Annotated in this window: 26 protein-coding genes and 1 pseudogene; 7 read left to right on the top strand and 20 right to left on the bottom strand. The window is 51.5% G+C overall.

Annotated elements, in window-relative coordinates; all coding sequences use genetic code 11:
• Positions 1-93 precede the first annotated feature (93 nt).
• The 7 genes and pseudogenes from ugpQ to AC3RPL_RS21000 all read right to left on the bottom strand — a co-directional run bounded on the left by ugpQ (position 94) and on the right by AC3RPL_RS21000 (position 6,272).
• Positions 94-858, bottom strand: coding sequence for a glycerophosphodiester phosphodiesterase (ugpQ, locus tag AC3RPL_RS21030; protein WP_490741433.1), 765 nt, complete (start codon positions 856-858; stop codon positions 94-96).
• A complete protein-coding gene (locus AC3RPL_RS21025; protein WP_490741432.1) occupies positions 855-1,928 on the bottom strand; it encodes a sn-glycerol-3-phosphate import ATP-binding protein UgpC in 1,074 nt (357 codons plus the stop codon). The genes ugpQ and AC3RPL_RS21025 overlap by 4 nt, the downstream gene beginning before the upstream one ends.
• A 3-nt stretch (positions 1,929-1,931) precedes the next feature.
• The gene (ugpE, locus tag AC3RPL_RS21020; RefSeq protein WP_367168302.1) at positions 1,932-2,777 is read right to left on the bottom strand and encodes a sn-glycerol-3-phosphate ABC transporter permease UgpE; all 846 of its coding nucleotides are present in this window, start codon (positions 2,775-2,777) and stop codon (positions 1,932-1,934) included.
• Positions 2,774-3,661, bottom strand: a complete 888-nt coding sequence (ugpA, locus tag AC3RPL_RS21015; RefSeq protein WP_490741431.1) for a sn-glycerol-3-phosphate ABC transporter permease UgpA — start codon at positions 3,659-3,661, stop codon at positions 2,774-2,776. Before ugpA ends, ugpE begins: the two co-directional genes overlap by 4 nt.
• A gap of 71 nt (positions 3,662-3,732) precedes the next feature.
• Entirely contained in the window at positions 3,733-5,052 is a 1,320-nt protein-coding gene (gene ugpB / locus AC3RPL_RS21010) for a sn-glycerol-3-phosphate ABC transporter substrate-binding protein UgpB (protein ID WP_490741430.1), read from the bottom strand.
• A gap of 201 nt (positions 5,053-5,253) precedes the next feature.
• Positions 5,254-5,601 carry a lysozyme inhibitor LprI family protein gene (locus AC3RPL_RS21005; RefSeq protein ID WP_490741429.1) on the bottom strand — a complete coding sequence of 116 codons (348 nt, stop codon included), beginning with the start codon at positions 5,599-5,601 and terminating at the stop codon, positions 5,254-5,256.
• Between the two features lie 69 nt (positions 5,602-5,670).
• A pseudogene (locus tag AC3RPL_RS21000) lies at positions 5,671-6,272 on the bottom strand (DUF8812 domain-containing protein).
• 344 nt (positions 6,273-6,616) lie between these two features.
• Here AC3RPL_RS21000 and AC3RPL_RS20995 point away from each other — a divergent pair.
• Both AC3RPL_RS20995 and AC3RPL_RS20990 read left to right on the top strand, forming a co-directional pair.
• On the top strand, positions 6,617-6,892 hold the full coding sequence (locus tag AC3RPL_RS20995; protein WP_490741428.1) for a DUF8812 domain-containing protein: 276 nt from the start codon (positions 6,617-6,619) through the stop codon (positions 6,890-6,892).
• Positions 6,893-7,227: 335 nt separating this feature from the next.
• Positions 7,228-7,506 (top strand): hypothetical protein, encoded by a 279-nt coding sequence (locus AC3RPL_RS20990; RefSeq protein ID WP_490741427.1) that lies wholly within the window; start codon positions 7,228-7,230, stop codon positions 7,504-7,506.
• Between the two features lie 176 nt (positions 7,507-7,682).
• On the opposite strand, the gene livF is transcribed toward AC3RPL_RS20990, so the two are convergent.
• The 5 genes from livF to AC3RPL_RS20965 form a co-directional block, all read right to left on the bottom strand.
• Positions 7,683-8,390 (bottom strand): high-affinity branched-chain amino acid ABC transporter ATP-binding protein LivF, encoded by a 708-nt coding sequence (livF, locus tag AC3RPL_RS20985; RefSeq protein WP_490741426.1) that lies wholly within the window; start codon positions 8,388-8,390, stop codon positions 7,683-7,685.
• Between the two features lies 1 nt (position 8,391).
• A complete protein-coding gene (gene livG / locus AC3RPL_RS20980; RefSeq protein ID WP_490741425.1) occupies positions 8,392-9,159 on the bottom strand; it encodes a high-affinity branched-chain amino acid ABC transporter ATP-binding protein LivG in 768 nt (255 codons plus the stop codon).
• Positions 9,156-10,430 (bottom strand): high-affinity branched-chain amino acid ABC transporter permease LivM, encoded by a 1,275-nt coding sequence (locus AC3RPL_RS20975; protein WP_490741424.1) that lies wholly within the window; start codon positions 10,428-10,430, stop codon positions 9,156-9,158. Before AC3RPL_RS20975 ends, livG begins: the two co-directional genes overlap by 4 nt.
• Complete coding sequence (gene livH / locus AC3RPL_RS20970) at positions 10,427-11,353, bottom strand: high-affinity branched-chain amino acid ABC transporter permease LivH (protein ID WP_034934348.1); 927 nt, start codon at positions 11,351-11,353, stop codon at positions 10,427-10,429. The genes AC3RPL_RS20975 and livH overlap by 4 nt, the downstream gene beginning before the upstream one ends.
• 139 nt (positions 11,354-11,492) lie before the next feature.
• A complete protein-coding gene (locus AC3RPL_RS20965) occupies positions 11,493-12,608 on the bottom strand; it encodes a branched-chain amino acid ABC transporter substrate-binding protein (RefSeq protein ID WP_034934287.1) in 1,116 nt (371 codons plus the stop codon).
• A gap of 385 nt (positions 12,609-12,993) precedes the next feature.
• Between AC3RPL_RS20965 and panM the strand changes: the two genes are divergently transcribed.
• Positions 12,994-13,389 (top strand): aspartate 1-decarboxylase autocleavage activator PanM, encoded by a 396-nt coding sequence (panM, locus tag AC3RPL_RS20960; RefSeq protein WP_490741423.1) that lies wholly within the window; start codon positions 12,994-12,996, stop codon positions 13,387-13,389.
• Between the two features lie 121 nt (positions 13,390-13,510).
• Here panM and rpoH read toward each other — a convergent pair whose 3' ends face one another.
• The 4 genes from rpoH to ftsY all read right to left on the bottom strand — a co-directional run bounded on the left by rpoH (position 13,511) and on the right by ftsY (position 17,803).
• Complete coding sequence (rpoH, locus tag AC3RPL_RS20955) at positions 13,511-14,365, bottom strand: RNA polymerase sigma factor RpoH (protein WP_034934291.1); 855 nt, start codon at positions 14,363-14,365, stop codon at positions 13,511-13,513.
• 262 nt (positions 14,366-14,627) lie between these two features.
• On the bottom strand, positions 14,628-15,620 hold the full coding sequence (ftsX, locus tag AC3RPL_RS20950) for a permease-like cell division protein FtsX (protein WP_490741422.1): 993 nt from the start codon (positions 15,618-15,620) through the stop codon (positions 14,628-14,630).
• Entirely contained in the window at positions 15,610-16,278 is a 669-nt protein-coding gene (gene ftsE / locus AC3RPL_RS20945) for a cell division ATP-binding protein FtsE (RefSeq protein ID WP_034934294.1), read from the bottom strand. The genes ftsX and ftsE overlap by 11 nt, the downstream gene beginning before the upstream one ends.
• Positions 16,265-17,803, bottom strand: coding sequence for a signal recognition particle-docking protein FtsY (ftsY, locus tag AC3RPL_RS20940; RefSeq protein ID WP_490741421.1), 1,539 nt, complete (start codon positions 17,801-17,803; stop codon positions 16,265-16,267). Before ftsY ends, ftsE begins: the two co-directional genes overlap by 14 nt.
• A 165-nt stretch (positions 17,804-17,968) precedes the next feature.
• Between ftsY and rsmD the strand changes: the two genes are divergently transcribed.
• Positions 17,969-18,574, top strand: a complete 606-nt coding sequence (rsmD, locus tag AC3RPL_RS20935; RefSeq protein WP_490741420.1) for a 16S rRNA (guanine(966)-N(2))-methyltransferase — start codon at positions 17,969-17,971, stop codon at positions 18,572-18,574.
• Positions 18,564-18,833 (top strand): DUF1145 family protein, encoded by a 270-nt coding sequence (locus tag AC3RPL_RS20930; protein ID WP_034934299.1) that lies wholly within the window; start codon positions 18,564-18,566, stop codon positions 18,831-18,833. Before rsmD ends, AC3RPL_RS20930 begins: the two co-directional genes overlap by 11 nt.
• Positions 18,834-18,894: 61 nt before the next feature.
• Here the strand turns inward: AC3RPL_RS20930 and AC3RPL_RS20925 are convergent, their stop codons facing one another.
• Positions 18,895-19,251: a DUF2500 domain-containing protein gene (locus tag AC3RPL_RS20925; RefSeq protein WP_490741419.1), complete on the bottom strand. Its 357-nt coding sequence runs from the start codon at positions 19,249-19,251 to the stop codon at positions 18,895-18,897.
• Positions 19,252-19,480: 229 nt separating this feature from the next.
• Here AC3RPL_RS20925 and AC3RPL_RS20920 point away from each other — a divergent pair, with 229 nt between their 5' ends.
• Positions 19,481-20,107, top strand: coding sequence for a lysoplasmalogenase (locus tag AC3RPL_RS20920; protein ID WP_034934302.1), 627 nt, complete (start codon positions 19,481-19,483; stop codon positions 20,105-20,107).
• Between the two features lie 93 nt (positions 20,108-20,200).
• Positions 20,201-22,474: a zinc/cadmium/mercury/lead-transporting ATPase gene (locus tag AC3RPL_RS20915; protein ID WP_490741418.1), complete on the top strand. Its 2,274-nt coding sequence runs from the start codon at positions 20,201-20,203 to the stop codon at positions 22,472-22,474.
• A 312-nt stretch (positions 22,475-22,786) separates the two neighbouring features.
• Here AC3RPL_RS20915 and AC3RPL_RS20910 read toward each other — a convergent pair whose 3' ends face one another.
• The 3 genes from AC3RPL_RS20910 to tusA all read right to left on the bottom strand — a co-directional run bounded on the left by AC3RPL_RS20910 (position 22,787) and on the right by tusA (position 23,844).
• A complete protein-coding gene (locus AC3RPL_RS20910; RefSeq protein ID WP_490741417.1) occupies positions 22,787-22,993 on the bottom strand; it encodes a hypothetical protein in 207 nt (68 codons plus the stop codon).
• Positions 22,994-23,059: 66 nt separating this feature from the next.
• Complete coding sequence (locus AC3RPL_RS20905) at positions 23,060-23,341, bottom strand: hypothetical protein (RefSeq protein ID WP_490741416.1); 282 nt, start codon at positions 23,339-23,341, stop codon at positions 23,060-23,062.
• A 257-nt stretch (positions 23,342-23,598) separates the two neighbouring features.
• Positions 23,599-23,844 carry a sulfurtransferase TusA gene (gene tusA, locus AC3RPL_RS20900; RefSeq protein ID WP_490741415.1) on the bottom strand — a complete coding sequence of 82 codons (246 nt, stop codon included), beginning with the start codon at positions 23,842-23,844 and terminating at the stop codon, positions 23,599-23,601.
• Positions 23,845-24,093 lie beyond the last annotated feature (249 nt).

The following is a 24,093-nucleotide window of genomic DNA, read 5'->3' as shown; positions in this document are numbered from 1 at the left end:
CGAAGTCGCTGTGTTAATACGTAGAGGTAGTTAGTCGCTTCCTTTTACGGCAGCGCTATAACCATGTGGCCCAGGGAAGGGCCAGAAACAGTATCAGGCCTGTTTAACCTGGCTGGCGGCAAAATCCGGCTCGAGCAGGTCGATGCGATCGGTACAGATGGCATCAACGCCCCAGTCGAGCAATTGTTTCGCCCTCTCCGGCGTATTCACCGTATAAACCAGAATCCGCAGTCCTGCCGCCTTAACCTCGGCCACCCGTGCCCGGGTCAGAATTTTATGGTTGAAGTGAACCGAGACGCACGCCAGCTTTTCAGTAATGTCTCGCCAGTCGTCATGCCATTCATGCAATAACATGCCGCGAGGCAATTCAGGTGCCGCCTTCATCGCCGCATCCAGCGCGGTGAAAGAGAAGGATGAGAGCAGCGGAGCCGTTTCACCCTGCCACAGCTGCCGTGCGGCCAGCGCCACCGTCCGACCGGTTTCTGCTTCCAGTCCGGTGGTGGGCTTGATCTCAATGTTGACCATCATCTGATAGCCTGCACAACGTGCGGCCACCTGGGAAAGCAGCGGCAATGGCTCTCCGCTAAATGCATTGCTGTACCAACTACCGGCATCCAGTTGCAGCAGTTTTTCCCACGGCAGTTCACCGGCAATCCCCCAGCCGTTACTGGTTCTGTCGAGGGTGTCGTCGTGTAGCAGGAAGATTTCACCATCCAGCGACAGCTTGACGTCAAATTCAACCATTTTGTGCCCCAGTTTCGCCCCGGTATCGATACCGGCCAGCGTGTTTTCCGGGGCCAGTTTGCCACCACCGCGATGGGCGACAATGGCAGGATAAGGCCAGCTTTTCTCAGTCATTCAAGACGATGTCCATTTTGAGTATCAAAAAAGTGTAGTGCGTCTGCCGGAAGATGCAGCCACAGCGTGCTGCCGGGCGCAGGTCGCTCAACGTGCGGTAGCCGCACCACCACATTGCTGCCGCCCCATTTTCCATGAGCCAGATTATCCGCGCCCAGCAGTTCCAGGGTTTCCACCACCAGCGGTAGACCGCCCGACTGTCGGTCAGAAAGCTTAATATGCTCCGGACGGATCCCCAGGGTCAACGTCCGGCCAGCCCATTCAGCTTTAACCTGCGGCAGCGGAACCGCGAAATCACCGCTCAGCGTCAGCAGCTGGCCCGCATCGTTCAGCCTGCCATCCAGCAGGTTCATCGACGGCGCGCCAATAAAGCTGGCGACAAAACGGGTGGCCGGTCGCTCATAGATCTCAACCGGCGTCCCTGATTGCTCCAGCACACCGTTGTTCATCACCATCACCCGCTGCGCCAGGGTCATGGCTTCCACCTGATCATGGGTGACGTACAGACTGGTGGTCTTCAGGCGGCGATGCAACTGCTGAAGCTCAAGACGCATCTGTACGCGCAGACGGGCATCAAGGTTAGAGAGTGGCTCATCAAACAGAAAGACCGCAGGTTCACGCACAATGGCACGCCCCATTGCCACGCGCTGTCGCTGTCCACCGGACAGCTCTCGCGGGCGGCGATGCAGCAATGCTTCCAGTTCGAGGCTTTTGGCCACCTCCTGTACGCGCTGGCGAATATACTCCCTGCCCATACCGCGAATCTTCAGCCCCCAGGCCATGTTCTGTTCCACACTCATATGCGGATAGAGCGCGTAATTCTGAAACACCATAGCGATGCCGCGATCTTTCGGCTCCAGCGTGGTGACCCGCTGGCGATCAATCCAGATATCACCGCTGCTGACCTGCTCCAGTCCTGCCACCATGCGCAGCAGGGTGGATTTTCCGCAGCCGGACGGCCCGACGATCACCATAAATTCCCCATCAGCCACGCTGATGTTAAGCGTTTGAATAATATTATTTTTTCCGTCATACGACTTGGTGACTGCCTGAAATTTTATCCCTGCCATATCTTATTTCTCGCTCTCTACCAGTCCGCGCACAAAAGCGCGCTGCATCACTAAAACAATCACCACCGGCGGCAACAGGGTCAGCAGCATAGCCGCCATCACCAGATTCCATTGCGTCGACCCGTCACCGCTGCCGATCATGCTGCGAATACCTGCCACCGCCGTGCCCAGTGACGCATCATTGATAATTAGCAGCGGCCACATGTACTGGTTCCAGCCATAGATAAATGTAATGACGAACAGCGCGGCCAGGTTGGTCTTTGACAGCGGCAGGACGATTTCGCAAAAGAAACGCATCGGGCTGGCCCCGTCGATACGTGCCGCTTCAACCAGTTCGTCTGGCAGGGTCATAAAAAACTGGCGAAACAGAAAAGTCGCCGTGGCGGAGGCCATCAACGGCAGGGTCAACCCGCTGTAGCTGTCCAGCATGTTGAGCCGGGAAACCACTTCCACCGTGGGGAAAATACGCACTTCCACCGGCAGCATCAGGGTGATAAAAATCATCCAGAAAAACAGTCCACGCAGCGGGAAGCGAAACCACACCAGCGCGAAAGCGGAAAGGATGGATACCACTATTTTCCCGCTGGTGATGCTCAGCGCCATGATGGCACTGTTGAGCAGCATCAGGCCAAAGGGCGCGCCATTTTGCGCCACGCCGTGTTGCCAGATGGCGGTGATGTTGCTCCACAAATAGCGGCCAGGGATCAACGTCATGGGCACCTGAAACACCTCGCTATTACTCAGCGTGGCCGCGACAAAGGCAACCCACAATGGGAACAGCACCGTCAGTATCCCCAGCACCAGCATGATATGACTGAAAATATCCAGCCCGCGTCGGTTTTCAATCATTGGTAACGCACCCTTTTTTCAACGTAGCGGAACTGGACAACCGTCAGAATAATCACCAGTACCATCAGCACCACTGACTGCGCCGAGGATGAGGAGAGACCCAGACCCGCGAAGCCCTCGCGATAAATTTTATAAATCAGGGTGGTGGTCGACTGCACCGGGCCGCCGCCGGTTGCCGCATCAATCACCGGGAAGGTGTCAAAGAAGGCGTAAACCACATTCACGACCATCAGAAAGAAGCCAACTGGCGTTATCAGCGGCAGTGACAGCTGGAAAAAGCGGCGTACCGGACCGGCACCATCAATGGCAGCCGCTTCGATAAGTGATTTTGGGATCGACTGGAGTGCGGCAAAGAAAAACAGAAAGTTGTAGCTCATCTGTTGCCAGACCGAAGCCAGCACCACCAACAGCATCGCCTGCCCGCTGTTCTGGGCGTGATTCCAGCTGTAGCCCGCCTGTGCCAGGAAATGGGTAATCAATCCCTGGCCGGGGCTGAACAGAAACATCCACAGTACGGCGGCGACAGCAGGAGCAACCGCATAAGGCAGTAAAAACAGCGTCTGATAAAGGCGTTTCAGGCGCAGGACATAGTCGACCAGCGCGGCAAAAAACAACGAAATCACCAGTCCCACCATCGTCACCAGCCCGCTGAACACCAGGGTTGTGCGAAAGGAGTCGAGATAGTATTGATCGTCGGTCAGGCGCAGGAAGTTTTCCAGACCCACGAAGCTGCTGGACAGGCCAAAAGGATCGACACTTTGCACCGAATACCACAATGCTTCTCCGGCGGGCCAGAGAAAAAAGACCAGGGTAATCAGCAGCTGCGGCAACATCAGCAGATAAGGCAGCCAGCGTGAACGAAAAACGGGGCGGGAAGAAGACATAACGGGCACTCTTAACGGCCGACGGCACCCCCTGCCCCGGCGAACAGGTCGCAGGGGCAGGAGATCCGGGCTTACTGTTTCACCGATTGTTGAAAACGACGCAGCAGCAGATTGCCACGGCTCACCGCGTTATCCAGCGCGACCTGAGGCGTCAGCGATCCCGTCCAGACCCCTTCCAGCTCCTCATCTATTACCGCGCGAATCTGCGGCATGTTGCCCAGACGCATTCCTTTGGTGAACGGCAACGGCGGCTTGTTCAGCATCTGGCGGGTGGCGGTATCCGCACCAGGATTCTTATCATAGAAGCCCTGTTGACGGGTCAGCTGATATGCCGCCGTCGTGACGGGCAGATAGCCGGTTTTTTGGTGCCATTCTGCGGCAATCTCAGGCCGGGCGAGGAACTGCATAAATTCAGCTACCCCTTTGTAGGTCGCCGCATCTTTACCCTTAAATACCCAAAGGCTGGCACCGCCAATCAGCGCATTTTGCGGCGCATTTGGCACGCTGGCATCGTAAGGCATCATTCCCACGCCATAGTTGAATCTGGCGTAGTGACGGATATCTGCCAGCGAACCGGAAGAGGCGGTGGTGATGCCGCAGTCGCCGTTGTAGAACTTGGCAGTGGACTTATCCTTGCGGCCAAAGTAGGTGAAATCCCCTTTTTTATTCATATCGGCCAGCATCTGGATATGGCGGACCTGAACCGGCTGATTGAACTCCAGCACTGCATCGGTGCCGTCAAAGCCATTGTTTCTGGTCGCCACCGGCAGACCATGCCAGGCGCTGAAGTTTTCGATCTGGATCCAGCCCTGCCAGCCGCTGGCATAACCGCATTTCATACCGGCTTTGCGCAAGGCTGCGGCATTGCTCTGAAGTTCCTGCCAGGTTTTGGGAGGCTGGTCAGGATTCAGTCCGGCCTTTTTGAAGGCGTCTTTGTTGTAATACAGCACCGGCGTAGAGCTGTTGAACGGCTGTGAAATCAAATGACCGCTGGCATCGCTGTAATAGCCTGCGACGGTCGGGACAAACTGAGATTCATCAAGACTGATGCCCGCGTTTTTGAATACCTCATGCACCGGCACAATCGCTTTTGAAGCCATCATGGTGGCGGTGCCGACTTCATAAACCTGAAGAATAGCGGGCGCTCTACCGGCACGCACTGCGGCGATGCCACCGGCCAGGCTTTGCTCGTAGTTGCCTTTATAGGTCGGTACAACTTTGTAATCCGGGTGAGTGTCATTAAAGCGTTTCGCCAGGGAATCGACTTCCACGCCCAGCTCGCCCTCCATAGAGTGCCAGAATGGGATCTCGGTGACCGCCAGCGCGTGGCTGCTGAAAGTCAGCCCTAAGAGGGCAGCGAGTGTGGTTTTGCGCAGTAAGAAGGATGTCATGTCGGTTTCCTGTACCCGGTGTTGTTCGCGCGCAAGGGCGCAATATTGTCCGGCAAGCAACATGACATGTAAAAATGACGGAAAAATAGCAGGTCTGTGACAGTGATATGACATGCGGATGACGGAGCGCATCGCCGTCATTAAGCGGGTGGGTGAATGTGCGGGTATACCGCTGTCGCTAAACGCTCCTTTTCGCCTTAATTATTCGAAATCATACGTTTTGTAGAAATCAATTCTTTGCCGGTAAAAATTAATCATGCACTGGCTGTAAATTCCCTGATAAGCGGGCGAGTCTTTAATCAGCTGGCTTGCAAAGGCAAAACATTCATTTCTGATATAACCGTCATGGAATTTTTTCGCTTTACTGATTCCATTTATAACGTCGTCATAATTTATAAAATCTTTTTTGTTTAAGTTGATGTTTTTAATAAAAGCAGTGTATGCATTATTATATTCTATTTTCTTTTCCATTTCTGAAGAGTGTAAACAGGCAGACACTTTTTTAACAGGTGAAATATTCAGATAGCGCTTACTATCATCGTTTTGCATGATAAGATCTGAGGATAATACCGGGAAAGACATTATCGAAAAAATAAAGATAATGACTAAATATTTCATTTATCGTTTATCTCTTAGTGCATCTAATCTTCTTATATAACGATCCTGACCATAACGATTATTAATCTTATTTAAAACACTTATATCATTATTGATCTTATTTTCCTGAAAGTAGGAAATATAACTTTTCGTCATAGCCCCCTGATACAGCATATCAACGAAGACTTCTCGCAGTTCCGGCGTGAGGTTATTCCAGCTAACAGAGCCTTGTTTGCGCCACGAATTGTAGAAACGCATGGCATTGTGAACGTACTCTGGATATACAATTTCAAACAATCTTAATTGCTGAACTTCAGTTATTTCCTTAATTGAATTTCGATTGATCCTGACAAAATCGCTAGCCAGACAGTGAGTTATTTTGGCACCTCCTGCTATTTTTTCAGCCTGCTCTTTTGGAATACCTGCCATCAAAAGCTTGTGTAATACCTCGCTTTTGTACGATTTACAAAATCATACCCACGACCATTAGTTACTCCTGATCTGTTATTAATACAATCATCCATGTTACCTGGCCAGTGAATCTTACGTGAATAGTATCTGCTACCACGAAAATTATTACCTTCTGCTCTGAACGTTAACAATCCTTCTTTTGGCTCCAGCATAGCCTGTCTTCCCTGCTGTATTTCACCATCAAGCGCAACGCCAGGACCTTATACACCTTTAGTTATTTGATATGTAATCTCAATCACCGAATGGTTTTTTCCTTGTTAAAAAAATTTTTTTACAGGTAATTTTTTGCTTATAGAAATTGTGATGAAAATAAACATAAACTTTGCTGTAACGGCAAAGACACTTTATTTTAAATAAGGAGTTGATGAAAATGGGACCACAGAAAGGACTGTTCACTTTCAGGGCCGACGGTAATAATATATCAAAAAACCGCTATTATTCCCGAAAAATACACTGACCAGGGAACACCTCCTGGTGCAGTGCTTATGGCTCCGGTGTGACTATCGGACGTGGTTATGATATGAAGTATAGATCTTCTGCCGAAATAATACATGATTTGACTTACTCTGGAATACCATATAAACATGCTGTACAGATTGTAGAAGGCGCGAAAAAGAGTCATTGCAGCGCAGATAAATTTGTAAAAAACCATGTAAATTTAATTGATGAAATAACTGAATTGCAGCAGGTCAGGCTTTTTGAAATCACCTATCGTAGATATATCAGTGAGTCCATCTCTTTTTACGTAAAGTATAAAAAAATGATTCAGTAAGCTGGGACAAACTGGATCAAACGCTTAAAGATATTTTTATCGACATGAAATATCAGTGTGCACTGGATTTTAGAATGGTTCCGATTTTCGGATTAAATAATAATAAAATCATTAAATTAATAAAAAGTAAAAATTCACTGTCAGACCATGAGGCAGCAAGAGGTCGTATTCAGTATATTCAGCAGGGCATCAGAAAATGAAGAAAATTACGCAGATATGGCTGATGATGATTTTTTTTCACCAGTGCCGGTTCAACATCAGCTGAAAATAATAATGTTGCTAATTCCACTCACTGCCAGAAACTTATCCACTCAGTGGAAGTCATGGATTGCCTGATGGATACCTCAAGTGAATTGAAAATTGAATATAATCATTCATTCGACGAATTTATAAAAAAGATAAATGCTCCGGATAAAAAACCTTATGACCGGTCGCAATTAACACAAAAAGTGCGAAAAGCAAAAAATGGATGGGATCTTTATCTGAAAAACGAATGTGAGGCTGAAGCCCTTGTTTATGAAAAGGACAGCGTGGGCTACATCACTACTTACCATGAGTGTTTAAGTGTAAAACTAAGAGACAGAATTTCTTATTACAGAAACAATCAGTATTAACAGAGCATTTAGCCAGCAACAGACTGATTGACCTGCAATCCGACAGGGTATCACTGAGCAATGTTCTCACTACATTAATGTGGGTCAGCCAGCTACACCTGTTCGATGGTGATATGTGGTGAACACCAGCAGCCGACGAAAATCCGGAGCCAGAAACCGGCCCCGGACGTGAAGTACTATCCCCCCAGATAAGCGCTGCGCACCGCTTCATTCGCCAGCAGCGCATCACCGGTATCTTCCAGCACCACATGACCGTTTTCCAGCACGTAGCCACGGTCGGCCAGTTTCAGTGCCTGGTTGGCGTTCTGCTCAACCAGGAAAATGGTCATCCCCTCCTGGCGCAGCTGCTCAATGGTGTCAAAAATCTGCTGGATAATAATCGGCGCAAGCCCCAGCGATGGCTCATCCAGCAGCAATAAACGCGGTTGACTCATCAGCGCACGGCCTATTGCCAGCATCTGTTGTTCGCCACCGGACATGGTGCCGGCACGCTGCACCCGACGCTCGTAAAGACGTGGAAACAGCTCGTAAACATCTTTGATGCGCGTCTGATACTGCTGCCGATCGGCAAAGAAACCGCCCATTGCCAGGTTCTCTTCCACCGTCATGCGGGAAAATACCCGCCGACCTTCCGGAACAATGGCGATCGCCTCGCGCATGATACGCGCCGTTTGCCAGTCGGTTATCACTTTGCCGTCAAAGCTGATGGTGCCTTCGCTGGCGCGTGGCTCACCACAAAGCGTACCAAGAATGGTGGTTTTTCCGGCACCGTTGGCACCAATCAGCGTCACTATTTCACCCTGATTGATATGCAGGCTGACGTTATGCAGCGCCTGAATCTTGCCGTAATGCGCGCTGACATTTTGCAGAGAGAGCATGGTCATCTTATGCCTCCCCTAAATAGGCGCGGATCACATCCGGATTGTTACGGATAGCCTCCGGTGTGCCCTGAGCCAGCGGCGTTCCCTGATTAACCACATAAATGCGGTCTGAAATACCCATGACCAGTTTCATATCGTGTTCAATTAGCAATACCGAGACGTTATGTTCGCCTCTCAGTTCAGCGATCAACTCATCCAGTTCGTGCGTCTCTTTCGGGTTAAGCCCCGCCGCCGGTTCGTCCAGCATCAGGATCTCTGGCTGGGTTACCATGCACCGGGCAATCTCCAGACGACGCTGCTGCCCGTAGGCCAGATTACCCGCCTGACGATTGGCAAGCTCCAACAGGCCCACACGCTGCAACCAGCTGGCAGCCCTGTCAAGCGCTTCACTTTCTGCTTTACGGAACCCCGGAGTTTTCAGCAATCCGGCGAACACGCCACTTTTCAGATGCTGATGCTGTGCCACTAACAGGTTTTCAATCACCGTCATTTCACGGAACAGACGGACATGCTGGAAGGTGCGCACAATGCCCATGCGGGCAATTTTCTGGCCTGGCAATCCTGCCAGCTGCCGATCGCGCAGTGTGATGCTGCCACCCGTCAGGCGATAGAAACCGGTCAGACAGTTAAACACCGTCGTTTTACCTGCACCGTTTGGTCCGATCAGCGAAACAATTTCCCGCTCTCTTAATTCCAGCTCAACGTTGTTAACGGCGAGCAGGCCGCCAAAGCGCATCATCAGGCCATTTACGGCCAGTAAAGGCTGGATCATGGCTGCTCTCCTTTTTCCACATCTTTCAGCTTCAGATGCGGACGTTTCATCGGCAACAGTCCCTGTGGCCGCCAGATCATCATCAGCACCATCAGGGCACCTAGCACTAACATGCTGTATTCATTCAGATCGCGCATCAGCTCGCGGGAAACCACCAGCAGAATGGCGGCAAGGATCACCGCAAACTGCGATCCCATGCCGCCCAGAACAATAATCGCCAGCACAAATGCCGACTCAGCAAAGGTGAAGGATTCCGGGCTGACGAAGCCCTGACGCGCGGCAAAAAGAGATCCGGCAAAACCGGCAAAGGCCGCACTGATGGTGAATGCTGTCAGCTTGATGCGGGTAGGGCTGAGGCCAAGCGAACGGCAGGCAATCTCATCTTCACGCAGTGCTTCCCAGGCCCGACCCAACGGCATACGCAGCAGACGATTGATCACAAACAGGGTGACCACCACCAGCAACAACGCCACCATGTAGAGGAATATGATGCGATCGCTGGGGTTATAGGCCAGACCAAAGAAGTTACTGAAGGTATCCCAGCCGCCGTCACGCACGCTGCGGTTAAATTCCAGGCCAAACAGCGACGGTTTCGGGATCTGGCTGATGCCGTTCGGACCGCCAGTGATATCCGTGTTATTCAGCAACAGAATTCGGACAATCTCACCAAAGCCCAGGGTCACAATCGCCAGATAGTCTCCGCGCAGGCGCAGTACCGGAAAGCCCAGTAGCAAACCAAACAACGCCGCCACCAGACCGGCCAGCGGCAAACACTGCCAGAAACCCAGACCGTAATAGTGATTCAGCAAGGCAAAGGTATAAGCGCCAATGGCATAGAATCCGCCGTAGCCCAGCACCAGCAGACCGGAAAGCCCGACCACCACATTCAGACCCAGGCCCAGCATCACGTAGATGAGCGTCAGCGTGGCAATGTCCACCGTGCCGCGAGAAACCAGGAAGGGCCAGATGACAGCAGCGATAACCAGCGCCAGCAGCAGCATTTTTTGCTTTAACGTCGAACCATCAATTCCCGGCAAAACCATCGCCGGACCAGAGATCCCCTTCAGACTGCGCTGTAACAGAGGCCGCAACAGCTGGAAAATAAATACCACCGCGCAGCCGCCCGCAATCCAGTTCCAGCGAACACTGCCCGCGTTGTGAACCACCAGCTGCGTTCCGTCCAGATTCAGACGCATTCCCATAAAGAATGCCGCCAGCACCAGCAGCATCAGCGCTGAGGCGACGGCGTTAAGCAGGTTGAGATGTTTCATACTTTCTCAACCTCCGGACGACCAAGAATACCGGTAGGCATTACCAGCAACACCACGATCAGCAACGCAAAAGAAACCACATCTTTGTATTCGGTGCTTAAGTATGCCGACGTCAGCGCTTCGGCAATACCAAGGATCAGACCGCCCAGCATCGCCCCCGGAATGCTGCCGATGCCGCCCAGAACCGCAGCGGTAAAGGCTTTCATTCCGGCCATAAAACCGATATAGGGATTAATGACACCGTAGAACTGACCCAGCAGTACGCCCGCCACCGCTGCCATCGCTGCACCAATCACAAAGGTCAGCGAGATAACGCGATCGGTATTGATGCCCAGCAGGCTGGCCATTTTCAGATCTTCAGCACAGGCACGACAGGCGCGGCCCATACGGGAATAACGAATAAACAGCGTCAGTGCCAGCATGGCAAGGAATGTTACCGACCAGATAACAATCTGCATGGTGGAAATTGTGGCAGCAAAACCATTACTGACGGCCAGCGTCCAGCGCCCGGTAATCAGACCTGGCAGGGCTAAATCACGCGATCCCTGCGTCAGGCTGACGTAGTTTTGCAGAAAAATTGACATACCGATGGCGGAGATAAGTGCAATCAGGCGTTTGGAAGAACGTACCGGCTTATAGGCCACACGCTCAATACTCCAGCCGTATGCGCTGGCAATGACGATCGCAGCGATAAAACCAGCACCCACCAGCATCCAGCTGACGTCGATACCGATCATCATCAGCCCGGCGATCACCATAAAGGAGACATAGCTGCCGATCATATATACCTCGCCGTGAGCGAAGTTGATCATGCCAATAATGCCGTACACCATCGTGTAGCCAATGGCGATCAACGCGTAGGTGCTACCCAACGTCACACCATTGAACATTTGTTGCAGAAAATAGAGAAACTGCTCGGACATACCTGATACCTTACTTCTTGCCACCCTGGCGGTGAGTAACATGTTGTTTATCCTGAAAACTGCTTCAGAGAATAACCACATGGGAAACGGTGAACATCGTGTAAAACGGGCGACATTGACGTCGCCCGGGCTGATTTTATTATTTCACTGCGGAAGACGACCCATCGGCATGCCATTTGAAAATACCGAACTCAAACCCTTTCAGATCACCTTTATTGTCCCAGCTCAGATCGCCCATCACCGTCGGTACAGGCGCGCCCTCTTTCAGGTTTTTAGCGATATCTGCTGGCTCGGCGCTTTTACTGCGCTCCATTCCGGTGGTCAGCGCCTGTAATGCCGCATAGGTGGTCCAGACAAACGGCCCGGTTGAATCAAGCTTCTTCGCCTTCAATGCATCAACAACGGGTTTATTGGCAGGAACCTGGTCATAACGCTTCGGCAGGGTGACCAGCATCCCTTCAGAGGCCGCTCCGGCGATATTAGACAGTGAGGAATTGCCCACGCCTTCCGGGCCCATAAACTGGGTTTTCAGGCCCGCAGCACGAGACTGACGCAGGATCTGGCCCATCTCCGGGTAGTAGCCGCCAAAATAAACGAAGTCGATATTTTCTTTTTTCAGACGTGCGACCAGCGTAGAAAAATCTTTATCGCCCGCGGTGATACCTTCAAACATCACCACATTGCCGCCAGATTTTTTCAGGCTGTCCTGCACAGAACGCGCCAGGCCTTCACCGTACTGCTGTTTGTCATGAATGACCGCAATGCGCTGCGGTTTGATTTCGCTGAGAATGTATTTCGCGGCAGTAGGGCCCTGATCGGAGTCCAGCCCGGTGGTACGCATGATCATTTTGTAGCCACGGGTAGTCAGATTGGCATTGGTGGCCGCAGGGGTGATCATCAGCACGCCTTCGTCTTCGTAGATATCAGAAGCAGGCTGGGTGGAAGATGAACAAAGATGACCAATAACGTAGCGAATACCATCGTTAATGACTTTGTTAGCAACGGCAACCGCCTGTTTTGGATCGCAGGCATCATCGTATTCCACGCCGACCAGTTTGTCGCCGTTAACACCGCCTTTAGCATTGATATCTGCAATTGCCTGCTTCGCACCGGTAAATTCCATATCACCATATTGTGCAACCGGACCAGACATCGCGCCCACAATGGCAACTTTGATGTCTTTCGCGATGGCTGCATGGCTCAGCGCCATCGCCACGCAACCAGCCAGCAATGCGCTACCTTTACTGATTTTCATCCTGAGTACCCCATCTGTTGTGTTTGTACTTATCTTCAGCCGTGTCCCGCAGAAAACGCTTTCGATAGAAAGGGTTAGCGGGGTTTATTATGAGTTTTAGCAATAAGGCTTTAAAATTCAGGTTATTAAACAGGAATTTTCTTCTGTAAATCAACTGACATATTGATAAATAGTCGTTTGCGGCAGGATAATTCTCTAATATTAACGCAGCATTATGGAGCGATTTTACAGCGAAATATGCTGGTTATTAGCCAGGCAATTAGTGTTTATCTTCAGATTTAATCATTCAGAACACAGATTGCTTTGTTTTCGCACAAAAAAGTTCCGCGTCTGTACAGGGCTAAATTCGCTACAATATGCCTTTCGCTTTTCTCCGGTATCAAACATGAAACTGACCATCATCAGACTGCAACATTTTTCCGCCCAGGATCGTCTCGATCTGGCTAAAATCTGGCCCGATGCCGATCTGCTGAATATGCAAGAGGCGCTGAACGAACAGCATCGACTGTACGCTGCAAAATTCAATGAGCGTCTGCTTGCTGCGGTTATCGTGATGATAAAAGGCAATTCAGCAGAAATGCAGGATTTTATGGTGCGTGAGGTGACACGTCGCAGGGGGGTAGGAAAATACCTGCTGGAGGAGGTTATGGCACAGAATGGAGAGATCCACCGCTGGTGGATTGCTGATACCAACTGCAACGAAAGCGATGCAGCAACCGCTTTTATGCAGGCGGCGGGATTTAAAACCGAGGCAGGTGGCTGGGCCTGGCAGCAAAACTGAATCACGCGTTGCTTTAAAGCGGATCCTGCTCACTGGCGGCTGTGACTTCGCCACGGTACAGACCAGAACGTCAGAAACAGAAAGGGCGACCTCTGGTCGCCCCGTTTTTTACTACCGCCGCTTATGCTTCTATAGCAACACGCAGTTTCTTCATCGCGTTCTTTTCAAGCTGTCGCACACGCTCAGCAGAGACGCCGTATTTATCAGCAAGTTCCTGCAAGGTGGTTTTATTCTCTTCATCAAGCCAGCGGGCGCGGATAATATCCTGGCTACGTTCGTCAAGCCCCTGCATTGCATCGCTCAGCTTATCTGCTGCGTGACTGTCCCAGTTATCATCTTCAATACCACCAGCAAAATCAGAGGACTTATCCTGCAAATAGAGCATCGGAGCCATGGAGCGGCCTTCGCCTTCATCGTCAGGCGTCGGATCAAAGGTCATATCCTGAGCCGCCATCCGCGATTCCATCTCCAACACGTCTTTACTGGTTACTCCCAGTTCACGGGCCACCATTTCCACTTCATCCTGGTTGAACCAGCCCAGACGCTGTTTGGCTTTACGCAGGTTGAAGAACAGCTTGCGCTGAGCCTTGGTGGTCGCCACCTTAACAATACGCCAGTTACGTAAAACGTATTCATGGATCTCGGCTTTGATCCAGTGGACGGCGAAGGAGACCAGACGCACACCTACTTCCGGATTAAAACGGCGCACCGCTTTCATCAGGCCAATGTTACCTTCCTGAATCAGATCGGCCTGCGGAAGTCCGTAGCCGGAGTAGTTACGAGCGACATGAACAACAAAGCGCAGGTGAGACAGAATCAGCGTTTTGGCTGCTTCCAGATCGCCCTGGTAATGCAGCCGTTCAGCCAGCGCTTTTTCCTCTTCTGCCGTCAGCACAGGCCGGGCATTGGCTGCCCGGATATAAGAATCCAGGTTACCTAAAGGAGCAATAGCTAAAGTTTGCATTTCTTTGGTCATTCAAACCCTCTCTGTATTAAGCAATGTTGCCACGCATTTCCCTGCACGACCGGTAAGACTACGCGAATGGCAGGAAGAAGTGAAAGCAATCTGTGCTGAATTCGACTACAAAGTTATCCACAAGTTCATTATTACGGGTGGATATTTTACACACAATCTGAGGCAGGGAAAATATCTGAAGACATAATGAAGAGATGGCATTCCTCTGCGACACAGTGCTGTGTAACAGAGGAATAGTATATCAAAAGATATGAATAAAGGATTACTGCGGCGTAAATCGACGTAAATGTTGCACCGTGGCCAGCCACGCGGCAATCCAGCCAATCATTGCAGAAACCAACAGCAGCAGCAGGCTTTCGTCCCAGGCCAGGCCTTGTAAACGGAAAGTGGTGCCAAACACCGCCGCAACCTGGGTGACGACCGACTCCAGACGGAATACCAGTACCTCAGACAAGACCAGCGAGAGCAGCGCCCCGGCGAAGCCCAGCAGTGCGCCGCCATAGAGGAAGGGACGCAGGATAAAACCATCCGTTGCCCCAATCAGTTTCTGCACATTAATGGTATCGCGGCGGGCAAAAATGCTGAGGCGCACGCTGTTGCCAATAACCAGAAACACCGCAACGATCATCAACACGCCAATCATTGCTGCCACCTGCCCCACCAACCCAGTCAGCGCAGCCAGACGGGCAAACCAGCTGTCGTCCATCTTCACTTCATCCACACCTTGAGTTTTCGCCACCCGCTCTCGCAGGTTATTCATGGTGTCAGAATTCTGAAAATTCAGTTTGGGTGTAATGATCGCCACCGCAGGCAGTGGGTTCTGCTCCAGCATATCCATTGCACCGCCAAAGCCCGACCAGTTACGGAATTCACCCATCGCTTCTTCACGCGAGAGGTAATTCACTTTTTCCACTCCCTCTTCTTTCTTAAGCTGCGCCACGACGTTTTCTGCTGCATCATCGTCCAGCGTTTTGCTCAGATAAACCGTCAACTGCGGGGCCGGATACCACTGCTCCGCTGCCTGACTGACGTTTTTCCAGACCATGAAGCAGACGCTGGGCAGCGTCAGGGAAATGGCAATGACCATCACCGTCAGCAGCGTTGCCAGTGGCTGACGCCACATGTCAGAAAGCGCACCTCGCAGCGCATAGCGCCACTGCTCCTGCCAGCCCCCTTTCAACGCTTTGCTTTTAGAAGGCTGCTTTTGTCTGGCCGCTTTCGGTGCCGCCGGCCGTTTATTACGTTTATTTACCACCCAGGCCTCCATGCAGATGTCCCTGATTAAGCGTCATCAGACGATAGTTGCGCCGGGCGATCAACGCCTGATCATGGGTCGCCATCAGTACCGTAACGCCAACGCGGTTAAACTCTTCAAACAGACGCAGGATCTCTTCGGACAGCGCGTCATCGAGGTTGCCAGTGGGTTCATCTGCCAGCAATACCGTAGGTTTATTCACTACCGCACGAGCGATTCCCACCCGCTGCTGTTCACCCCCGGAAAGCTGAATGGGAAAACTTTTCGCTTTATCCAGCAACCCTACTTTATCCAGCGCCGCCGAGACGCGACGACGTATATCCTCACCGCTGGCACCGGCAATAATCAGTGGGATAGCGACGTTGTCGTAGACTGAGCGATCCATCAGCAGATGATGGTCCTGAAAAATCATCCCTATCTGTCGGCGCAGGAAGGGCACCTCACTGTTTTTCAGGCGGCTGATGTCATGGCCGCTGAACCAGATACGCCCGGCGCTGGGGCGTTCAATGCCACAAATTAGCTTCAGCAGGGTGCTTTTTCCGGCCCCGGAATGTCCGGTCAGAAACGCCATTTCGCCAGGTTGCAAATGAAACTCCACCCCCTGAAGCGCTTGCCGACCGCCAAGATAAGCCTTACTGACCTGTTCAAAGCGAATCATGCGCATTATCCTCTCGGGCAAAAAGTGCCTCTATAAAATCGTCAGCCTTAAACGAACGCAGATCGTCGATACCTTCACCCACGCCGATATAGCGAATGGGGATGCCGAACTGATCGGCAACCGAGAAGATTACGCCACCTTTCGCGGTGCCATCCAGTTTGGTCAGGGTGATACCGGTCAGACCCACCGCCTCATGGAACAACTTCGTCTGGCTGATAGCATTCTGTCCGGTGCTGGCGTCGATGGTCAGCATCACTTCGTGGGGAGCCTGGTCATCCAGCTTTTTCATCACACGGGTGATTTTTTTCAGCTCTTCCATCAGATGCGATTTGTTTTGCAGGCGGCCAGCGGTGTCGGCAATCAACACATCCACCTGACGCGCTTTTGCTGCCTGTATGGCATCAAAAATGACCGAAGCTGAATCCGCGCCGGTATGCTGAGCAACCACCGGAATGTTGTTGCGTTGTCCCCAAACCTGCAATTGCTCGACGGCAGCGGCACGGAAAGTGTCTCCGGCCGCCAGCATCACTGATTTACCTTCTGCCTGATACTGTCTGGCGAGCTTGCCGATGGTAGTGGTTTTACCCACCCCATTAACCCCCACCATCAGGATGACGAACGGCGTTTTGCCGCTCACCTCCAGGGGAGCCTCTACCTTAGCCAGAATTTCTGACATCTCCTGCTTCAGCAGGCCATAAAGGGCTTCGGCATCACGCAGCTGTTTGCGGCTTGCCTGCTGGGTAAGATGAGTAATGATACGCCGGGTGGTTTCCACCCCAACATCAGCTATCAGCAGCTGTTCTTCCAGTTCGTCGAAGAGGTCGTCGTCGATTTTTTTACCACGAAACAGCCCGATAAATCCGGAACCGAGGTTCTGACGGGTTTTAACCAGGCTACGTTTGAGGCGGGCGAAGAAGCCCTCTTTGGTCGGACGCTGCTGCTCTGCTGTTTCGCTAACCAGTACTGCTGCCGGTTCGTCGATATCAATCTGTTCCCCGGAAGTCAGAACCGTAGTTTGCTGTTCTGTCGGCAGGTATGAGCTGTCAGGCTCAGTGACAGCCTCCTCATCCGGTATTAACTGCGGGGTGGGCTGGCTCACCTCCACCGCGGCTTCAGAAGGATGTTCCTCTGACGCTTTTTCGGTTGCAGTGGCTTCCTCTGACAGTGTTGCGGCAGGCGTTGTCTGAGCGTCATCGGTCTGCGCAGGCAACGGTGTGACCGCTTTTAATTGCTCAGGCGGCGTTTCCACCCGCTCTTCGACCTGTTCGGAAACGCTATTCGGTTGGTCAGCGTCAGCATCGACATGCGGCTGTCTGAGTGGTTCACGATTAGCGATCTCTTCAGCCGGTGCTGACTCATCGGTGCGCCGTTCGGTTTCAGCGCTGGCGGGCGTGGTGGCGTCTGTGAGTTGTGCCGCATCGGACTGTTGCTGCTCTGACGTCTCTTTCTTTTCTTCCTGCGACGTTGCTTCATCACGCCCTAATCCCAGCCAGGAAAAAAAGCCACGTTTTTTATTTTTTGCCATGGTACAACCACACTCCTCGCGGGGAAAAAATCGTCAGGTCTCTGAAAATCATCTCAATCGCTAAGTCTAACACTTTACGGCTGGCGCAACACAGCACCCTTTTTACGTTTCCTCCGCACGGAGCGCGCGTTAAACTATGCAACAAATTATTAAGAGCTCAGCAGCATGACGAAAAAAAACCGCAATGGTGGCCCGGGTCAAATCCGCATTATTGGTGGCCTGTGGCGCGGCAGAAAACTCCCGGTTCCTGACAGCGCCGGACTAAGACCCACCACCGACCGCGTTCGTGAGACGCTGTTTAACTGGCTGGCGGCAGATATTCAGGGCGCACGTTGCCTCGATTGTTTTGCCGGTAGCGGCGCGCTGGGATTGGAAGCGCTGTCGCGTCACGCGGCTTCAGCCACCCTGCTGGAGCTGGAAAGACCGGTTGCGCAACAACTGGAAAAAAATCTGACAACCCTGGGTGCCACCACCGGCAAGGTTATTAATACCAACACGCTGCAATATCTGGCTCAGCCGGGTGAACCTTACGATTTGGTGTTTATCGATCCCCCGTTTCGTAAAGGTCTGCTGGAACAAACCCTGTCACAGCTTGAGTCTGGTGGATGGCTGTCGGATCAGGCGCTTATCTACGTAGAAAGCGAAGTGGAAAACGGTATACCGACGGTGCCTGGCCGCTGGCAGCTGCACCGTGAAAAGGTTGCCGGACAGGTCGCGTATCGTTTGTACGTGCGCCACGCCTCAGAAAAGGAGCAACAGCATGCTGATTAATCTGGGAAGGCTGTTAATGGTCTTCGTCTGGGCTTTTTTGCTGCTCAATCTGGTTCATCCGTTTCCCAAACCCCTGAAATATTTTGTTGATGTTGCGTTGTTTTTTATGGTGGTTATGCACGGACTGCAACTGGTGCTGATGCGCGCCACGCAGCCCAAAACAGGGCCAAAATTAAGCCCTTTAACGCAAACCAAAATCTTCTTTTTTGGCGTCTTTGAACTGCTGGCCTGGCAGAAAAAAAACCTGCCGAAACAGTAGCTGCTGAGAAAAACCTGCCGAAAAAAGGGGAAATGTGGCGCTCTTTTTTCGGCAGACTTCCTTACTGGTTAACAGGGCTGAACGAGATAAACCGCGTTCCCTGGAGCTGTAATTTCCCCCTTGCCCCTTCATCAATCTGCTGATAATCACGCTTTGTTAAAACCAGCCTGAAATCTCCCGCGCCATTCAGCGGGTGAAACCAGGCTTCATAGCGCATCTCCTCGACGGGGATTACATCCCGCTGGCGGGAGCGGTGATTCGATACCGGTGTTTCCCTTCTTGCCTTGACTTCCACCGGCAGTGAACGAACCGGGGATGCATCGTTGACCGCCACTTCCCGGCGCTGCCTGATAAACTGGCGCGTTGCCAGGATGGCAATAACCGCCAGGATGGCTAAGAACAAAAATGGTGGTTTCATACAGTATCTCTTAGGTCTTATCGGATAAAAAATGTCGGTTTGACCGATTGGCAACAGCCAGCTTACCGGGAAAATTTCTGATTTTCAGCCCGCAATCGCCGTGAGTTGCCAGGCTCACACTTTGTATAACGAAGGTATTTGCTGCTTTCAGAAGCCCCCCACTGTCACTTCCCTGCGGCCTGACCTAGACTTAGCCGGGAATTGTGCATCGAAAACAAAGGGACAGATTATGATTTGGTCATTTCTGGCAGTATTTTTTTCCGGCTGGCTGTATGTGGACGCTTCCTATCGCGGACCACAGTGGCAACGCTGGGTTTTTAAACCAGTTACCTTACTGCTGCTGCTGGCCTGGGCATGGCAGGCACCGGTTCTGAACACCTCCGATTACCTGATTCTGTTTGGCCTGCTGGCTACCCTGGTGGGGGATGCCCTGACGCTGCTACCAAACCGGCGGATGCTTTATGCTGTGGGCGCATTTTTCCTCTCACATCTGCTGTACACCCTCTATTTTGCCAGTCATATGACCCTGACCTTTTTCTGGCCGATTCCACTGGCGCTGCTGGTCATTGGGATACTGTTAATCGGCGCGCTCTGGAATAAGCTGGAGGAATTACGCTGGCCGGTCTGTACTTTTATCGGTATGACGTTGCTGATGACCTGGCTGGCGACCGAGCAATATTTTTTCCGTCCAAACGCTTACAGCTTTTCGCTGATGGCAGGCACTTCATTGCTGCTGTTAGCTAATATCATCTGGTATCTCACCCACTACCGCCGCCGCTTTACTTCTGACAGCGCCATTATTGCCGCCTGCTACTTCGCCGGTCATTTTATGATTGTGCGGGCACTTTATCTCTGACCAGCATTCAGGCCTTGACTCTGGAGTTGACTCCAGAGTGTAAGATAGCGCGGTGGCAGGCTCTCGTCCTGCCCGGATTTATCAGGAGGCCTAATGCACCAGCACTCTTCGTCATGTTCCTGTGGTATTCACCACGCCAGCCGTCAGCCAGGCGGCCACGGTAAACCGCGGCCGGTTATCCGCACCTTAACCGCAATCAACACCGCCGTTCCTGAAAGCAGCTGCTGTGGCGATGCCACTTGTGGTTCTCCACAGCGTCCCACAGAAGAGAGCAACCAGGCTTCAGCCCTGCCCACATGGCGCTGGCAAATCAGCGGAATGGACTGCCCGTCCTGTGCCAGAAAGATTGAAAATGCCGTCAGTCAGGTAACTTCTGTGGTGTCGGTAAAGGTGTTGTTTACCACCGAAAAACTGGTCGTGAACGCAACGCAGGATGTCTCCCGGCAGGTCGAGCTGGCCGTGCAGGGCGCAGGATTCAGCCTGAGACGCAGTCACGCCCGACCATCCGTCGGACAGAAAACTACTTTCTGGCAGGACAACGGTTTCCTGATGGCAACCGTTATCCTGATGTCTGCCAGCTGGCTGATTGAGCAATTCAGTCCGCAGGCCGGAAAAGTTGCTTTTATTCTCTCCACATTGACCGGTGTCTGGCCTGTTGCCCGCAGCGCTTTTCGCCTGATGAAAAGCGGAACTCCCTTTGCTATCGAAACGCTAATGACTGTGGCAGCCATCGGTGCACTGTTTATTGGCGCTACCGCAGAAGCCGCTATGGTACTGCTGCTGTTTATGCTGGGTGAACGCCTGGAGTCTTTTGCCGCCCGGCGTGCACGTCGGGGCATTACCGCCCTGATGGCACTGCAACCCGATGAGGCGGTGCGTATTAAAGATGGCAGGCGCGAAACCCTTGCTTTAAGCGCACTCCAACCCGGCGATATTATTGAGGTTGCCGCTGGCGCTCGTTTACCAGCCGATGCCAGTCTGATGGCCGCGTGGGCCAGTTTTGATGAAAGTGCCCTGACCGGCGAATCGGTGCCCGTTGAACGCCAGCAGGGAGAGGTGATTGCCGCAGGCAGTCTGAGCGTTGACCAGCAGGTCAGGCTTAAAGTGGTTTCCCGGCCGGGTGAGAGCGCGATTGATCGCATTCTGCATCTGATTGAAGAAGCAGAATCACACCGTGCTCCGGTTGAGCGATTCCTCGATCGGTTCAGCCGCATTTACACCCCCGTTATCATGTTTCTGGCGCTGTTGGTTGCCGTGATCCCCCCGCTTATTTTCGCTGGCGAGTGGCAAATATGGATCTACAAAGGGCTGACGCTGCTGCTGATTGGTTGCCCTTGTGCGCTGGTTATCTCCACACCGGCTGCAATCACCTCCGGACTGGCTGCCGCCTCGCGTCGCGGCGTGCTGATTAAAGGCGGTGCCACGCTGGAAAGTCTGAATGCAATCCGCACACTGGCATTTGATAAAACCGGCACGCTAACCGAAGGCAGACCCGAGGTCACGACCATTATCAGTCTGAACGAAGAAACTGAAGATGAATTGCTGGTGAAGGCGGCCGCCACGGAGCAGGGTTCTTCGCATCCGCTGGCAAAAGCCATTGTTGCACTTGCCACCCGCCGACAGCTCACTGTTCCGGCAGCAGACTCCCAGATAACACTCCCTGGCAAAGGAGTTGAGGCAATAGTAAATGGTTACTCACTTTTGATCAGCACCCCCAAAAATGTGGCGCAAAATTGCCTGACAATTTCACTCTCTGCTCAGATTGCCAGTCTGGAAGATGCCGGAAATACCGTCGTGGTGATGCTGGAAAATGGTCGCCCGATTGCCCTGCTCAGTCTGCGCGATACGCTCAGAAAAGAAGCGGCGGCGGCATTGCAGGCGTTGCGTAAACTGAGGATAAAGTCGGTGATGCTGACCGGGGACAATCCCCGGGCTGCCGCAGCTATCGCCGACGAGCTGGAGACAGACTATCGTGCTGGTTTACTGCCTGCGGATAAGGTCGCGGCCATCGCCGAACTCCGCCAGCAGGGTTCGGTTGCCATGGTCGGTGATGGAATTAACGACGCACCTGCGATGAAGGCCGCCACTATCGGCATCGCGATGGGCAGCGGCAGCGACGTGGCGCTGGAAACGGCAGATGCTGCCCTGACCCACAATAACCTGATGGGTCTGGCGACAATGATCCGCCTGTCCCGTGCAACCCACGCCAACATCCGGCAGAATATTGCCCTGGCACTGACCCTGAAAGGCGTGTTTCTGGTAACCACGCTTCTGGGATTCACTGGCCTGTGGCTGGCCGTACTGGCCGACTCTGGCGCAACGGCACTGGTGACAGCTAATGCACTCCGCTTGTTAAGTAAGCGCTAACTATGGTGACTTACTGGCAGATTTTTTTGTAGATTGAACATGGGGAGTCGCTGGCGATCGGCCGCTGTATTAAGACGATCGCCATTAATATGAAGACAGTTATGCAGAATTATTTACAGGGTCGCAGAATCACTTACTGACTTTCTCTTTTGCCATTGCATCAAGTCTGTCAAAGAATCGGAAGCAGATCTTAAAAACGTCCTTTCTGGCCGTATGCAGATTTTTATCCTGTTCGACTTCCTCAAACATATCGTCAAGCTTATCAACTATCCTGCGCATACTTTCTTCGAGGTAATAATTTTTATTACTTTTTTAATCTATATAGTCATTATTTTTTTTAGCATATGCCTCTAACTCACATCCCAGATCTACTGCTTTTTTCCTTAAAGCATCAAGTTTCAGATAATTGTCTGTTTTCGGTGGAAAAGAAGATTTTTGATTTTTTTCAATGCCCGACTCAAACCTGGTGGCTGATATTTCTTCGCTGAGTCTTTCTGTTTTCCCTGATGGCTTTCTCAAGTCACTTATTATCTGATTTTTTGGGATTGGCTGGCAGGATTGGATTATTTTTCTTTTCAGTATTGCTCATATTTTTTCAGGAGGAGCAGGGTGACTGCTTTTATCCCTTATAACATAGTTTTTCAGTCGTTTACCATTAACACTGATGAGCTGCGAGAAGCTGGATGCATAAATTTTACGCTGCCCTTCAGGCTTTGGCTGTAAATTCATTTCGTTATGACTCAGAGACACTCGCTCGAATTTAGCAACTAAATTTTTAACAACGCCTTTTTCTGGCAAATGAGCTGCTTCAGTAACATTAATTACATTTACTGTTCCTGCACAAACATTAGCATTATTTGAAATCATGATTTACTCCTTTTTTTTATTTTTTTATTCTATTGAGATAAAAAATTCATGATATAAAAAAACGCTTACTGCCATCAAATCAGGATTAAAGACGGTAGAGGCTCAGACATTTATTTTGTTTTTACAGACATAGGTTTTTATTAAATTTTATTTCAGAGAAACATCGTTAATCACAATCAAATCGATAAGCTGGCTGAAGCGATAAGTTAATAAGAAACTCAACGCAGCCAACTTATTTTTACAGCCCTTTCTTAATTTTACAGCCCTTTCTTAAGCAAATATCGATAGGGTACTTCATCTGTGGCCTGCGCCAGCAGCGTATGCTCCATAAAACGGCAAAAACCCGGAATGTCGCGTGTGGTGGCAGGATCATCGGCAATGACCAGTAAGGTCTCGCCGTCCTGCATGTGGCGCACCGCTTTACGTACCAACATAACCGGCTCCGGACACCGTAAGCCAAGCGTTTCCAGCGTTTGGTCGGGATTAGCGAACAGATCGCTCATAAGATTCTCACCTGAAGAAACAACGCGGGTCATTTTACCCGGCGTGTGGGGATGTGCAAGCAGACTGGCTGTTGTTTTAAATGTCACACAAATGTCAGTTAATAAGGGTTATCAGGAAGCGCGATGGCGGTAACGTTTGCGCTAAAATTAACCATTGCATTAGCAGACTGTTTCGGTAATATGCCGCGCAATCGCCCGGGCGAGATAATTATTTTTGGGTTCCCTCACCCCATTATTCAAAAAGGTCAC

It is taken from the genome of Erwinia papayae (genome assembly GCF_058241465.1).
This window is presented reverse-complemented; position numbering and strand designations above follow the sequence as displayed.